The sequence below is a fragment of the Streptomyces sp. NPDC002640 genome, from assembly GCF_053592575.1.
Genome location: NZ_JBSFVZ010000024.1, coordinates 53,495 through 66,340, shown reverse-complemented (window position 1 = coordinate 66,340; position 12,846 = coordinate 53,495). Strand labels below are relative to the sequence as shown.

Genomic DNA, 12,846 nt, shown 5'->3' with positions numbered 1-12,846 from the left:
CCCGCAATTGTGGACCTGCCGTTCGGCCGTGTCCATGGGTGGAGGCGGGGGCTCCCGCACTGAGCAGCCTAGCCCGCCCGGGCCGTTTGCGGGACCGGTCCGCCGAGGGTCCGGGGAGCGCTCCCGCGCACGGGCCCGGACGGTTCCGCGGGACGGCCGTTCTTGCTAGATTGGTCTACACCATAGGTCTACACCACAGGACGGTGGCCCCAGCGTGGAAGTCATCATCGTTCCCGACGCCCGGGCGGGCGGCGAGCTGATCGCCGGTGCCATGGCGTCGCTGCTCCGCCGCAAGCCGGACGCGGTCATCGGCGTGGCCACCGGCTCCACCCCGCTGCCGGTGTACGAGGCGCTCGCCGCGCTGGTGCGCAACGGCGACGCGGACGTCTCGCGGGCGCGGATAGCGCAGCTCGACGAGTACGTGGGTCTGCCGGCCGGGCACCCCGAGTCGTACCGCTCGGTGGTGCGGCGCGAGGTGCTGGAGCCGCTGGGGATCGCCCAGGACGCCTTCCTCGGCCCGGACGGCACGGCGGCGGACGTCACGGCCGCCTGCGCCGACTACGAGCGGGCGCTGGCCGGCGCCGGCGGCGTGGACCTCCAGCTCCTCGGCATCGGCACGGACGGGCACATCGGCTTCAACGAGCCCTGCAGCTCGCTGGCGTCCCGGACCCGGATCAAGACGCTCACCGAGCAGACCCGCGCCGACAACGCCCGGTTCTTCGGCGGCGACGTCGAACAGGTGCCGCAGCACGTGATCACCCAGGGCATCGGCACCATCCTGGACGCGCGGCACCTGGTGCTGCTCGCCACCGGCGCGGGCAAGGCGGAGGCGGTCGCGGCGGCCGTGGAGGGGCCGCTGGCGGCCGTCTGCCCGGCCTCCGCGCTCCAGCTCCACCCGCACGCCACGGTGGTCGTCGACGAGGCCGCGGCCTCCGGGCTGAAGCTGGCCGACTACTTCCGCCACACCTGGGCCCACAAGCCCTCCTGGCAGGGCCTGTAACCCCGGCGGCGCCCGGGTCCCGGTTCTCCCGGCCTCCGGTGGTCCGCGGTCCCGGTTCCGGCGGGGAGGGCGACGGGAAGGGGCCCGGCTCGTGACGAGCCGGGCCCCTTCCGTGCGTCGGGCGAGCGCGAAGGTCAGGCCTTCTTGGTCTCCCAGAAGATCTTGTCGATCTCCGCGATCAGGTCCAGCGCCTTCTGGCCGGTCGCCGGGTCCTTCGACGCCTTGGCGGCCGACAGGGCCTTCAGGGCGTCGTTGACCAGCTGGTGGAGCTGCGGGTACTTCTCGAAGTGAGGCGCCTTGAAGTAGTCGCTCCACAGGACCGAGACGTGGTGCTTGGCCAGCTCGGCGCGCTGCTCCTTGATGATGGTGGCACGCGTCTGGAAGTGCGGGTCGTCGTTGGCCTGCATCTTCTCCTGCGTGGCCTTGACCGACTCGGCCTCGATGCGGGCCTGGGCCGGGTCGTACACACCGCAGGGCAGGTCGCAGTGGGCGCTGACCTTGACGCTACGGGCAAACAGGCGGGAAAGCATGAAGCAATCCTTCCTCGTGATCGTCTTCTCAGGTGGGACATTACTCCGTAGGCCCCGGGAAATCGCGGGTGCCCCCAGGGGCGTACGGCAAAAGTACGGGGCGGGACTGGGACTCTTGGAGGAGCCGAGCGAGGAGGTGCGGGCATGACGGAGCCGTCGCCGCAGCAGGGCGGGCAGGGGAGCGGGCCGGAACGGGCCCTGCTGCCCTTCGGGCTGGCCGAGGTCACCGGGCCCTCGATGGTGCCCACGCTGCACCACGGAGACCGTCTGGTGGTGCGCTACGGGGCGCGGGTGCGGCCCGGCGACGTGGTCGTGCTGCGCCACCCGTTCCAGCAGGACCTGCTGGTGGTCAAGCGCGCGGCGGAGCGCCGGGACGGCGGCTGGTGGGTGCTGGGCGACAACGCCTTCGCGGGCGGGGACAGCACCGACTACGGGGTGGTGCCGGCGGAGCTGGTGCTGGCCCGGGTGCTGCTGCGGATGCGCCCGCGCAGCCCGGGTCAGCGTTCGCTGCCCGCGGTGCTCGGCTGGGCGTTCTCGGCGGTCCGGCCGGTGTTCGCCGACCGGTCCGCCTCCAGCCGCTTGCGGGCCCGGTAGGCGGCCACGTTGGCCCGGGTGGCGCACCGGTCGGAGCAGTAGCGGCGGGAGCGGTTGGTGGAGGTGTCCAGGTAGGCGTTGCGGCAGGGGGCGGCCTCGCACAGGCCCAGCCGGTTCACCCCGTACTCGGTGAGGTGGAAGGCCAGGCCCATCGCGGCGATCGCCGCGTAGCCGGCCGTCGCGTTGGACGGGTGGTCGGCCAGGTGCAGGTGCCACAGCGGGCGGTCGTCCTCGCCGCGGTGGTCGTGGCCGGAGATCTGCGGGCTGACCGGGAACTCCAGCAGCAGCGAGTTCAGCAGGTCCACCGCCAGCGTCTCGTCCCCGGCGTCCGCCGCCTCGAAGACCGCCCGGAGCCGTCCGCGCACCGCCCGCAGCCGCGTCACGTCGGCGTCGGTCGCCCGCCGGGCCGCGGAGCGGCTGCCGCCGAACAGGTCCCGGACGGCGTCCACCGACGTCAGCTCGTCCTTGCCCCGGGCCGGCTCCTCGCTGTTGACCAGGCGGACGGCGTAGTCCGAGTAGAAGGCCAGTTCCACGTGCAGTCCTAACGCAGGGCTATGGGTCGCGTGAGTCGCGTGACGGTCGGACGGTAACCGCCGGGCATGCCTACAAGGTATTACCCGGCGCGGGTGAAGACGAAGGGGCGGCACGGGAAGTTCCCGTGCCGCCCCTCGGTCCCGCCCCGCCCGGCCGCCGCCGGGCGAGGTCACCGCGTCCGCGCGGTCACAGCACCCTCGACGGTCACAGCGCCCTCGACAGTCACAGCACCTTCGACAGGAAGGACTGCGTCCGCTCGTGCTTCGGGTCGGTCAGCACCTCGCGCGGGTCGCCGGACTCCACGACCACGCCGCCGTCCATGAAGACCAGGTTGTCGCCCACCTCGCGGGCGAAGCCCATCTCGTGGGTGACGACCACCATCGTCATGCCGGACTCGGCCAGGTCCCGCATGACGTCCAGGACGTCGCCGACCAGCTCCGGGTCGAGCGCGGAGGTCGGCTCGTCGAAGAGCATCAGCTTGGGGTCCATGGCCAGCGCGCGGGCGATCGCCACACGCTGCTGCTGGCCGCCGGAGAGCTGCGAGGGGTAGTTCCCGGCCTTGTCGCCGAGGCCCACGCGCTCCAGCAGGTGGTGCGCCCGCTCCTTGGCGGCCGCCTTGCTGACGCCCTTGACCTGGATCGGCGCCTCCATCACGTTCTCCGCCGCGGTCATGTGCGGGAAGAGGTTGAAGCGCTGGAAGACCATGCCGATGTCGCGGCGCTGGAGGGCGACCTCGCTGTCCTTGAGCTCGTGGAGCTTGTCGCCCTTCTGGCGGTAGCCGACGAGCTCGCCGTCGACGTACAGCCGGCCGGCGTTGATCTTCTCGAGGTGGTTGATGCACCGCAGGAAGGTCGACTTGCCGGAGCCGGAGGGGCCGATCAGGCAGAAGACCTCGCCCTTGCGGACCTCCAGGTCGATGCCCTTGAGGACCTCGACGTGGCCGTACGACTTGTGGACGCCCTCGGCCTTGACCATGGGGTGCTCCGAGGCCCCCGTCGTGCTCTTGCCGGTCATGCCGCCGCTCCCTTCCGGCTCGACACGGAGAGGACCGTGCGCTTGAACATCTGCCACGGGGTGGGCGGAAGCTGGCGGATGGAGCCCTGCGCGTAGTGCCGTTCGATGTAGTACTGGCCGACGCTCAGGACCGAGGTCATCACCAGGTACCAGGCCGCGGCGAGGAAGTACATCTCGACCGGGGCGCCGGAGATCTGCCCGATGTCCTGCGTGATGCGCCACAGTTCCGCGTACTGCACCACCGAGACCAGCGAGGTGGTCTTCAGCATGTTGATGACCTCGTTGCCGGTGGGCGGCACGATCACCCGCATGGCCTGCGGGATCACGATCCGGCGGAGGGTCTTGCCGTGGCTCATGCCCAGCGCGTGCGCGGCCTCGGTCTGGCCCTCGTCCACCGAGAGCAGGCCGGCCCGGCAGATCTCGGCCATGTAGGCGGCCTCGTTGAGGCCCAGGCCGAGCAGCACGGTCAGGAGCGGGGTCATGAAGTCCGACCACTCGTCCTTGTACATCGGCCCGAGGACGATGTACTCGAAGACCAGGCCGAGGTTGAACCACACCACCAGCTGCACGAGGACCGGGGTGCCGCGGAAGAACCAGATGTAGAACCAGGACACGGCCCTGGTCACCGGGTTCTTCGACAGCCGCATCACGGCGAGCAGCACACCGCCGACGATGCCGATGAGCATCGAGAGCACGGTCAGCAGAAGGGTCTTGCCGACGCCCTCCAGCACGCGCTCGTCGAAGAAGTACTCCGGGATGGCCCCCCAGTTGATCCTGCCCTGGGAGAAGGCGTACACGATCGAGCCGAGGAGCCCGATCGCCACGACGGCGGAGACGTACCGGCCGTAGTGCCGGACCGGAACGGCCCTGATGGCCTCCGGGCCGGCCGGGGGAACGCCGGCCGGACCTGCCGTCTTGTCGATGTCATCAGTCACGGGACTTGCCTTTCGGGTGGCCTGTGGCCGGTGGAGCGGTCACTTGCCGCCGTTGATCACGGCCTCCGTGACAGCACCCTCGGAGGCGCCCCACTTGTCCAGGATCTTCTGGTATTCGCCGTTCTTGACGATCGCGTCGAGGGCGGCCTTGAGGGCGTCGCGCAGCTCGGCGTCGTCCTTGGCGACGGCGATGCCGTACGGAGCGGCGTCGACCTGCTCGCCCACCAGCTGGAAGTCGTTGCCGCCGCCGGAGGTCTTCACCGCGTAGGCGGCGACCGGGAAGTCGGAGGAGCCCGCGTCGGCGCCGCCGGCGCGCAGACGGGTCTGGGCCTGCTGGTCGTTGTCGAAGGCCTCGATGGTGATCTTCTCGCCCTTGTCGCACTTCTTCGACTCGGCCTTGGCGAGGTCCTCGGAGACGGTGCCGCGCTGGACGACGAGCTTCTTGCCGCACAGGTCGGCCCAGGTCTTGATGCCCTTGTCGTCGCCCTTCTTGGTGTAGATCGACACACCGGCGGTGAAGTAGTCGACGAAGTCGACGCCCTCGCCGACCTTCTTGCCGGTGTCGGAGTCCACGCCCTCCTGGCGGTCCTTGGTGTCCGTCATCGCGGACATCGCGATGTCGTAGCGGCCGGAACGCAGACCGGTGAGAAGGGTGTCGAAGGTGCCGTTCTCGAACTCGAACTTCACGCCGAGCTGCTTGCCCAGGGCGTCGGCGATGTCGGGGTCGATGCCGACGGTCTTGCCCGACTCGTCCTTGAACTCGACCGGCGCGTAGGCGATGTCCGAACCTACCTTCACGACGCCCTTGGACTTGACGTCCGCGGGCAGCAGGTCGGCGAGCGGGGCGGCCGCCGCGGAGGTGCCGGCGCCCTTGCTCTCCTTGGCCTCGGCCTCGGTGGTCTGGTCGCCGCAGCCGGTGAGCAGCAGGGCGCCGGCGACCGCGATCGCGCCGATCGCAACGGGCCTGCGCGGCGCGACGGACGGACGACGGGTGGAGCGTGCGGTCATGGTGGGATCCTCCGGCGAATGGGTGGAGCAGACTGCGAGGACTGCCGCCGCGGCACACGGCCTTGGGTGTCGCGCGTGGGCAATGCCCGCATCTTGCCATTCGGACTCACCCGTTCGAGTGATCGCCCAGGTCAAAATCGCATAACGGACACCTCGTAAACCCCAAGAACCCCTCAGGGAACGGCGGCACTTCTCCGGTCATTTCCGATACGAGCCGAAAAATCTGCGGCCAGTCTCGGAATGCGGACAGGGGGTACGGGTGGGTCCGGGCGGCCGGGACCGGAGTGCGTCGACTTGTCCATCTTTCCGGGCATGAGTCATGTCACTGGGGTGTGAGCTTCCCGGTATGGACTCGTCCTGGCGATCGTCGTCCGGTAAGAAAGTTCTTTACACCCCACATCGGGGGCTCAGGGCGCGTGTGCGGCGCGCCCGTCGCGCACGGCCGGTCATGGCATCCCTCCATGGCCGTGTGCGGTGCCCGCCCGCTCCTCACCCGGAGCGGTCACCCTCAACCAAAAAGCCTTAAGGGGTACGACACGTGTCAGCGGAGATCGTCAATCCTCCCAGCTACCAGACCACCGACGGCCCGGACGGCCTGGACTCCATCGACCCGGCGTTCGCCCTGCACCGCGGCGGCAAGATGGCCGTGCAGGCCACCGTGCCGGTGCGGGACAAGGACGACCTGTCCCTCGCCTACACCCCGGGCGTGGCCCGGGTGTGCAGTGCCATCGCGGAGCAGCCCGAGCTGGTCAACGACTACACCTGGAAGTCCTCCGTCGTCGCCGTGGTGACCGACGGCACCGCCGTCCTGGGCCTCGGCGACATCGGCCCGGAGGCATCCCTCCCCGTGATGGAGGGCAAGGCCATCCTGTTCAAGCAGTTCGGCGGCGTGGACGCCGTCCCGATCGCGCTGGACTGCACCGGCGTCGACGAGATCGTCGAGACCGTCGCCCGGCTCGCGCCGTCCTTCGGCGGCATCAACCTCGAGGACATCTCGGCGCCCCGCTGCTTCGAGATCGAGGACCGGCTCCGCGAGCGCCTGGACATCCCCGTCTTCCACGACGACCAGCACGGCACGGCCATCGTCACCCTGGCCGCCCTGCGCAACGCGGCCCGGCTCACCGGCCGGACCCTCGGCCAGCTGCGCGCGGTGATCTCCGGCGCGGGCGCCGCGGGCATCGCCATCGCGAAGATGCTGCTGGAGGCCGGCATCGGTGACGTCGCGGTCGCCGACCGCAAGGGCGTCGTCTCCAGCGACCGGACCGACCTCACCCCGGTCAAGGCGGCCATCGCGGCGATGAGCAACAAGTCGCAGATCAGCGGCTCGCTGGAGGAGGCGCTGGCGGGCGCCGACGTCTTCATCGGCGTCTCCGGCGGCACCGTGCCGGAGTCGGCGGTGGCGTCCATGGCCGACAACGCCTTCGTGTTCGCGATGGCCAACCCGGACCCGGAGGTCCACCCCGAGGTCGCGCACAGGCACGCGGCCGTGGTGGCGACCGGGCGGTCCGACTTCCCGAACCAGATCAACAACGTGCTGGCCTTCCCCGGCATCTTCGCCGGCGCGCTCCAGGTGCGGGCCTCGCGGATCACCGAGGGCATGAAGCTGGCCGCCGCCGAGGCGCTGGCCGCCGTGGTCGGCGACGACCTCGCGCCCGACTACGTGATCCCCTCGCCGTTCGACGAGCGGGTCGCCCCGGCGGTCACCGCGGCCGTGGCGGCGGCCGCGCGGGCCGAGGGCGTGGCGCGCGTCTGACGCCCGGCCGGACGCCTGTCCGGAGCGCCTGCTCGGACGCTTGTCCGGGCGTCTGTCCGGACGCCTGTCCGGACCTGTCCGCGGCCCCCGGTGACCTCACGGCGCCGGGGGCCGCGGCGTGCCCGCCGCGGGGCCGTGGGGCGCCTCACGCGCGACGTGACGGCCACGTCACAGTGCCGGACGGTTCCCCGGGGCCCGGCGGCGACCTAGGGTCAAGGTCATGTTCGCCGCCTATGCCGCACGTATCGATCGTGACCAGCCGCTGAACGGACTCGAGTTGGGGGAGCGCCCGGCGCCCGAGGCGCGCCCCGGCTGGACCACCGTCAACGTGAAGGCCGCCTCGCTCAACCACCACGACCTGTGGTCCCTCAAGGGCGTCGGCCTCGCCGAGGACAAGCTGCCGATGATCCTCGGCTGCGACGCCGCGGGCGTCGACGAGGACGGCAACGAGGTCGTCCTGCACTCCGTCATCGGGCAGACCGGCCACGGGGTCGGCCCCCGCGAGCCCCGCTCCATCCTCACCGAGCGGTACCAGGGCACCTTCGCCGAGCAGGTCTCCGTGCCCACCTGGAACGTGCTGCCCAAGCCGAAGGAGCTCTCCTTCGAGGAGGCCGCCTGCCTCCCCACCGCCTGGCTCACCGCCTACCGCATGCTCTTCACCAACGCGGGCGTCCGTCCCGGCGACTCGGTGCTCGTCCAGGGCGCCGGCGGGGGCGTGGCCACCGCCGCGATCGTCCTCGGCAAGGCCGCCGGGCTCCGGGTGTTCGCCACCAGCCGGGACGAGGCCAAGCGCAAGCGGGCCCTGGAGCTCGGCGCGGTGGAGGCCGTGGAGAGCGGCGCCCGGCTGCCGCAGCGGGTCGACGCCGTCATCGAGACCGTCGGCGCGGCCACCTGGTCCCACTCGGTGAAGTCGCTGCGGCCCGGCGGCACCCTGGTCATCTCCGGCGCCACCAGTGGTGACGCGCCGTCGAAGGCGGAGCTGACCCGGATCTTCTTCCTGGAGCTCAAGGTCGTCGGCTCCACCATGGGCACCAAGGACGAGCTGGAGGACCTGCTCTCCTTCTGCGCCGCCACCGGGGTCCGGCCCGTCATCGACGAGACGCTGCCGCTGGACCGGGCCCGCGAGGGCTTCGAGCGGATGGCCTCCGGAGACCTCTTCGGGAAGATCGTCCTCACCCAGTCCTGACCACGCGCGTCCGCCGGCCTCCGGCACCTGTCCCTCCGGGCGGGTGCCGGAGGTTTTTCGTGTGCCGGCGGGCCCGTGCGCGGTGCGGCCGGGTGCGGTGCCCATACCCTCCTGCGTCAACCGTGGTTGACGTGCGGCGGGATGTCAACCATAGTTGACGGCATGACGGAAGCAACGGACCTCGCCGAGCGGGCCGGGGACCGCGATCCCCGCGTGGGACTGCGTGCGGTCACCGCGCTGCGGAAGCTGCTGGAGCAACTGGAGGCCGTCCAGGTGCGCAACGCGCGCAACCAGGGCTGGTCGTGGCAGGAGATCGCCGCCGAGCTCGGCGTGAGCAGGCAGGCCGTGCACAAGAAGTACGGGAGGCAGTGATGTTCGAGCGGTTCACCAAGGACGCCCGGGACGCGGTCGTCGGGGCGGTGGAGTACGCGGAGCGGGCGGGGGCGGAACGGGTGGACGAGGGGCACCTGCTGCTGTCCGTGCTCGACCGGACCGGCAGCCGGGGGTCCTTCGCGTTGGCGGCGCTGGGTCTCGCCGGGAAACGGGAGGCCGTGGCCGAGTCGCTGGCCGCCGCCCGGCGGCGGGGCGGACTCACCGGAGCCGACGCCGAGGCCCTGTCGGGGCTCGGCATCGACCTCGACGAGATCGTCTCCCGCGTGGAGGCCGCCCACGGCGCCGGAGCGCTCGCAGGCCGCCGCAGGGGTGCCCGGAGCCGCTTCGGTCACCGGCCCTTCACCCGGGGCGCCAAGGGCGTCCTGGAGGACTCCCTGCGCGCCGCCCTGGCCCATCGGGAGCGGCGTATCGGGGACGAGCACCTGCTGCTGGCCCTCGCGACCCGCCCGGGCATCGCCTCCGGCGTCCTCGCGGAGCACATGGTGACCCCCGAGGCCCTGGAGCGCGTGCTGTGGGGCGGGGGAGAGGCCGCCGCGAGCTGAGAGCGGGCGACACCGCGGTGACCGGGTGGCTCCTTGCCCCAGAGTGAGGCGGGGAGCCACCCGGCCGCGTGCCGGGAGGCTCCCCGCCGCGCGCCGGGCCGGCTTCGCTCAGGCCCGCGGGGCGGCGAGTATGGAGGCGATACGGGCCGCCGCGGTGGCCAGGTGGTCGCGGGCCTCCGTCAGCTGGTCCGGGGCGACTCCGTGGTCGCGGGCGGCGTCCCGGACGTCGTCGCGGAAGCGGTCCAGCAGGCGCTCCAGGTCGCGGAGCGGCTCGCCCGTGCCGGGGTCGTGGGCCCACTCCGGCCGGTAGTGAACCTCCAGGCCGTCGGCCACCGGCGCGAAGACCGGGTCACCCGGGCTGACCGGGGCGTCCGCGCCGTCTGCCTTCCCGGGGGCGGACCGTGCGTCGGTGTCCTGGCCGTTGGTGGGTGTGCTGTCTTCCGCGGCGCCGGTACGGTCGGCGGGCCTTCCGAAGGGGCCGAACGTGCGGAAGGCGGAGAACTGGCCGAACTCCTTGGTGAGCTCGGAGAGCCCTTCGCGCAGGCCGGTGGGCCAGTCGCCGCGGGCGAAGTGGTCCTGGACCTGCTCCTGCACCCGGCGGGCGATCCGCTCCACCTGTTCCTGGGCCTCGGCGGCCTGGCGGCGGGCCCGCTCGGCCTCCTCCCGGGCCCGGCGGCTCTCGTCCTTGGCCCGGCGGGCCTGCTCCTTCCACTCGTGGCGGGCGCGGCGCATCTCCTCCTTGGCCGCCTGCCAGGCGTCCTTGTCGCCGAAGGGGCCCTCGCCCAAGGGGCCGAAGGCGCGGCTCTTGTCGCCGCCGGTGCCCTTGCCGCCGGTGCCCTTGCCGTTGGCGCCCTGGCCGGTCCGGCCGGCGGCGGCGCGCATCTCACGGCGCAGGTCCCCGGCGGCGGTGCGCACGTCGGTGCGGATCTCGGAGGCCAGTTCCGCGACCGACTCGAGGATCTCGACCTCCAGATCGGCCAGCTCGGCACTGCGGTCCGCCAGCTCCTGACGCCCGGTGTCGGTGATCGAGTAGACCTTGCGGCCACCCTCGGTGCTGTGCGTGACCAGACCCTCGGCCTCCAGCTTGGCCAGGCGCGGGTAGACCGTGCCGGCGGAGGGGGCGTAGAGGCCCTGGAAGCGCTCCTCCAGCAGGCGGATGACCTCGTACCCGTGGCGGGGGGCCTCGTCCAGGAGCTTCAGCAGGTAGAGGCGGAGGCGGCCGTGTGCGAAGACGGGAGGCATGTCAGAGCACCTTCTCGGTCGGGGTGTCGCTCTCGGTGTCGGGGGTGGCGGGCCGGCGCAGCAGGGCGATGGAGCCGGAGACCGTGGTCGCGCGGATCCGGCCGCTGCCGGCGCCGAGCCGGCCGGTGATCCTGCGGGTGCCGGGCATGCCGCCCACCCTCAGCTCGTCGAAGGCGTTCGCGAGGGAGCCGGCGGCCGTGTCCGCGCGGACCTCGGCGTCGGCGGGCTCGGGGAGCCGCACGGCGATCTCGCCCGAGACGTTGGAGAGCTTCAGGTCGGCCGGGCCGGCGCGGCCCAGGTCGATCATCACCGAACCGGTCACCGATTCGGCGTGGACCGAGCGGCTCGAGCCCTCGACGACCGTGAGGTCGCCCCCGACCGAGCTGAAGCGCAGATCGCCGGAGAGGGCCTGCGCCTCCACGGAGCCGGTGACCGTCGACGCCGAGACCGGGCCGGTGAGGCCGACCAGGGTGGTGTCGCCGTTCACCCCCTGGACCTCGGTACGGCCCCTGACGCCGGAGACCGTCGTGGCGGCGTCGACCGAACCGATCCGGACGGTCGCCCCCGCCGGGACGGCCAGCGACACCACGGCGCTGCTGCGCCAGGGCTCCCGCGTCAGCAGCTTGCGGACGTTGTGCCAGGGCAGGTCGCGGTAGGCCACCGTGAGCACGCCGTCCTCGAGGGTCACCTCCAGGGGCTCGCCCTCGAGCGAGGTCACCTCCAGGCGGGAGGTGGGCTCGTCGGTGCCGACCACGTTGACCGCGCCACGGACCAGGCGGACCTGCAGCGAGTGGACGGGGTCGTCGAGCGTGAGCTTGAGCGGCTTGGTCACGGACCACTCGGGCATGCGGACCTCCTGGCGGCGGGACGCGGTGTATCGCGTCTTCTGCGGAACACGATATATCGCGGTTGCGGAACGTGACAAGGCACCCGTTCGAGTGAGATTGAGGTGGGGGAACAAAGGGGGAGGAATCGTTCGGGCCGGTCTACCGTGGCGATCATGGCGACTGAACGACCGGAGCGACCGGAGCGACCGCGGCGAGCAGAGGGAGCAGAGGGAGCAGAGGGGTCAGAGCAAGCGGAGGAGGGAGGTGGCGGCGCGACGGGCGCGCTGTTGCTGTGCCGGGCGGAGCCGGGGGTGGTGGCGCCCGCGGCGCTCCTGCTGAGGGAGCCGATGCTGCTGAGCGGGGCCGGGGCGGGGTGGAGCGTGCTGGTGCCGGAGCGGGAGCCGTGGGCACGGGCGGAGGAACCGGCCCCGGTGGGGAGGGTCGTCGGCGGGTGGGCGGCGGCGCTGGCGGTGGGGGCGCCGTGGCCGGTGCTGGCGCTGTGGTGGGACGCGGCGGGTGGCGGCTTCCTGCTGGCCTCCGGGTTCCGCCGGGCGGTCGGGTTCGGGTGGCGGGCGGACGGGACGCCGGTCGGGGTGACCGGGGCGGGCGGCGGGGCCCCGCACGGGGAGGCGGTGGAGGGGGAGCCGTTGGTACTGGCGGTGGTGGGGCGGCTCGGCCTGGACCCGGTGCTGGACGCGGAGCTGCTGGAGGCGCTGCGGGCGGCGGACCCGGAGGCGGACGCGGGGGCGCGGCTGCGGGGGTTGCTGGCGGTGCTGACCCGGGTGGGGGTGGCTCTGCCGCCGGGGCTGGAGCCGGGGGACGCCGCCGGGGGGCTGCGGGAGGCGCTCCGGGGGAGGCCGGGCACCCGGAGGATGGAGTGGCCGGGGTGGCGGGAGGCGATGCTGACCGAGCTCGACGTCGCGGGAGGCGGGCGGTTCGCGGACTGGATGCCGTGGAGCGGCGGGCCGCGGGCGATGGGGCTCGCGGCGGCGCAGATCGCGGTGGGGGTGCCGGTTCTCGCGCGGGGGGCGCGGGCGGGGCGGGGACGGGGCGGGGCGGTCGCGGTGGGGGCGTTGCTGGTGGCGCACGGGGTGGTGGGGGTCGGGTACGGGGTGGTGCGGCGGGGGCGGGGTGGCTGAGCGGCACGGGGGGGCGTGCGCGCTCGCCCCGGGGGCGGGTCCTATCCGCGGGGCAGCGGGGCAACGCTTGTGCGGTGCTGCGGCGGGGGGCGCGCGCGGACGGTGTCGTCGGTTCGGGTCAGGTGGTGCGCGCCGCTCGGCGGGGAGGC

The 12,846-nt window shown here is 72.6% G+C and carries 14 protein-coding genes; 7 read left to right on the top strand and 7 right to left on the bottom strand.

What is annotated here, in order from left to right; genetic code table 11:
* The first annotated feature begins 214 nt into the window (after positions 1–214).
* Positions 215–1,000 carry a glucosamine-6-phosphate deaminase gene (gene nagB / locus ACWD3O_RS27150; protein ID WP_451410361.1) on the top strand — a complete coding sequence of 262 codons (786 nt, stop codon included), beginning with the start codon at positions 215–217 and terminating at the stop codon, positions 998–1,000.
* A 134-nt stretch (positions 1,001–1,134) separates the two neighbouring features.
* On the opposite strand, the gene sodN is transcribed toward nagB, so the two are convergent.
* Positions 1,135–1,530, bottom strand: a complete 396-nt coding sequence (gene sodN, locus ACWD3O_RS27145) for a superoxide dismutase, Ni (RefSeq protein WP_151771321.1) — start codon at positions 1,528–1,530, stop codon at positions 1,135–1,137.
* Between the two features lie 144 nt (positions 1,531–1,674).
* On the opposite strand from sodN, the gene sodX reads away from it, so the two are divergent.
* Positions 1,675–2,124 (top strand): nickel-type superoxide dismutase maturation protease, encoded by a 450-nt coding sequence (sodX, locus tag ACWD3O_RS27140; protein ID WP_451417695.1) that lies wholly within the window; start codon positions 1,675–1,677, stop codon positions 2,122–2,124.
* On the opposite strand, the gene ACWD3O_RS27135 is transcribed toward sodX, so the two are convergent.
* From ACWD3O_RS27135 to ACWD3O_RS27120, 4 genes are all read right to left on the bottom strand, one after another.
* Positions 2,028–2,657: a CGNR zinc finger domain-containing protein gene (locus ACWD3O_RS27135; RefSeq protein ID WP_451410363.1), complete on the bottom strand. Its 630-nt coding sequence runs from the start codon at positions 2,655–2,657 to the stop codon at positions 2,028–2,030. The two genes, sodX and ACWD3O_RS27135, sit on opposite strands and share 97 nt — an antisense overlap.
* A 223-nt stretch (positions 2,658–2,880) precedes the next feature.
* Positions 2,881–3,633, bottom strand: coding sequence for an amino acid ABC transporter ATP-binding protein (locus tag ACWD3O_RS27130; protein WP_451410482.1), 753 nt, complete (start codon positions 3,631–3,633; stop codon positions 2,881–2,883).
* A 35-nt stretch (positions 3,634–3,668) separates the two neighbouring features.
* Positions 3,669–4,607, bottom strand: coding sequence for an amino acid ABC transporter permease (locus ACWD3O_RS27125; RefSeq protein ID WP_451410364.1), 939 nt, complete (start codon positions 4,605–4,607; stop codon positions 3,669–3,671).
* Positions 4,608–4,646: 39 nt separating this feature from the next.
* A complete protein-coding gene (locus tag ACWD3O_RS27120; RefSeq protein ID WP_451410365.1) occupies positions 4,647–5,615 on the bottom strand; it encodes an ABC transporter substrate-binding protein in 969 nt (322 codons plus the stop codon).
* A 538-nt stretch (positions 5,616–6,153) separates the two neighbouring features.
* On the opposite strand from ACWD3O_RS27120, the gene ACWD3O_RS27115 reads away from it, so the two are divergent.
* The 4 genes from ACWD3O_RS27115 (at position 6,154) to ACWD3O_RS27100 (ending at position 9,489) form a co-directional block, all read left to right on the top strand.
* The gene (locus ACWD3O_RS27115; RefSeq protein ID WP_451410366.1) at positions 6,154–7,368 is read left to right on the top strand and encodes an NAD(P)-dependent malic enzyme; all 1,215 of its coding nucleotides are present in this window, start codon (positions 6,154–6,156) and stop codon (positions 7,366–7,368) included.
* A 220-nt stretch (positions 7,369–7,588) separates the two neighbouring features.
* Positions 7,589–8,554 (top strand): zinc-binding dehydrogenase, encoded by a 966-nt coding sequence (locus ACWD3O_RS27110; protein WP_451417694.1) that lies wholly within the window; start codon positions 7,589–7,591, stop codon positions 8,552–8,554.
* A gap of 162 nt (positions 8,555–8,716) precedes the next feature.
* Positions 8,717–8,926, top strand: a complete 210-nt coding sequence (locus ACWD3O_RS27105; protein ID WP_108954990.1) for a helix-turn-helix domain-containing protein — start codon at positions 8,717–8,719, stop codon at positions 8,924–8,926.
* Positions 8,926–9,489, top strand: coding sequence for a Clp protease N-terminal domain-containing protein (locus ACWD3O_RS27100; RefSeq protein WP_451417693.1), 564 nt, complete (start codon positions 8,926–8,928; stop codon positions 9,487–9,489). The genes ACWD3O_RS27105 and ACWD3O_RS27100 overlap by 1 nt, the downstream gene beginning before the upstream one ends.
* 108 nt (positions 9,490–9,597) lie before the next feature.
* Here the strand turns inward: ACWD3O_RS27100 and ACWD3O_RS27095 are convergent, their stop codons facing one another.
* Both ACWD3O_RS27095 and ACWD3O_RS27090 read right to left on the bottom strand, forming a co-directional pair.
* Positions 9,598–10,731 (bottom strand): PadR family transcriptional regulator, encoded by a 1,134-nt coding sequence (locus ACWD3O_RS27095; protein ID WP_451417692.1) that lies wholly within the window; start codon positions 10,729–10,731, stop codon positions 9,598–9,600.
* Between the two features lies 1 nt (position 10,732).
* Positions 10,733–11,578, bottom strand: a complete 846-nt coding sequence (locus ACWD3O_RS27090; protein WP_451417691.1) for a DUF4097 family beta strand repeat-containing protein — start codon at positions 11,576–11,578, stop codon at positions 10,733–10,735.
* Positions 11,579–11,869: 291 nt separating this feature from the next.
* Between ACWD3O_RS27090 and ACWD3O_RS27085 the strand changes: the two genes are divergently transcribed.
* Positions 11,870–12,697, top strand: coding sequence for a hypothetical protein (locus ACWD3O_RS27085; RefSeq protein ID WP_451417690.1), 828 nt, complete (start codon positions 11,870–11,872; stop codon positions 12,695–12,697).
* The last annotated feature ends 149 nt before the right edge of the window (positions 12,698–12,846 follow it).

Coding starts and splice junctions, on each gene's coding strand:
- sodN (WP_151771321.1), bottom strand. CDS start 1,530: ATGCTTTCCCGCCTGTTTGCCCGTAGCGTCAAGGTCAGCGCCCACTGC.
- sodX (WP_451417695.1), top strand. CDS start 1,675: ATGACGGAGCCGTCGCCGCAGCAGGGCGGGCAGGGGAGCGGGCCGGAA.
- ACWD3O_RS27130 (WP_451410482.1), bottom strand. CDS start 3,633: ATGGTCAAGGCCGAGGGCGTCCACAAGTCGTACGGCCACGTCGAGGTC.
- ACWD3O_RS27120 (WP_451410365.1), bottom strand. CDS start 5,615: ATGACCGCACGCTCCACCCGTCGTCCGTCCGTCGCGCCGCGCAGGCCC.
- ACWD3O_RS27110 (WP_451417694.1), top strand. CDS start 7,589: ATGTTCGCCGCCTATGCCGCACGTATCGATCGTGACCAGCCGCTGAAC.
- ACWD3O_RS27105 (WP_108954990.1), top strand. CDS start 8,717: ATGACGGAAGCAACGGACCTCGCCGAGCGGGCCGGGGACCGCGATCCC.
- ACWD3O_RS27100 (WP_451417693.1), top strand. CDS start 8,926: ATGTTCGAGCGGTTCACCAAGGACGCCCGGGACGCGGTCGTCGGGGCG.
- ACWD3O_RS27095 (WP_451417692.1), bottom strand. CDS start 10,731: ATGCCTCCCGTCTTCGCACACGGCCGCCTCCGCCTCTACCTGCTGAAG.
- ACWD3O_RS27090 (WP_451417691.1), bottom strand. CDS start 11,578: ATGCCCGAGTGGTCCGTGACCAAGCCGCTCAAGCTCACGCTCGACGAC.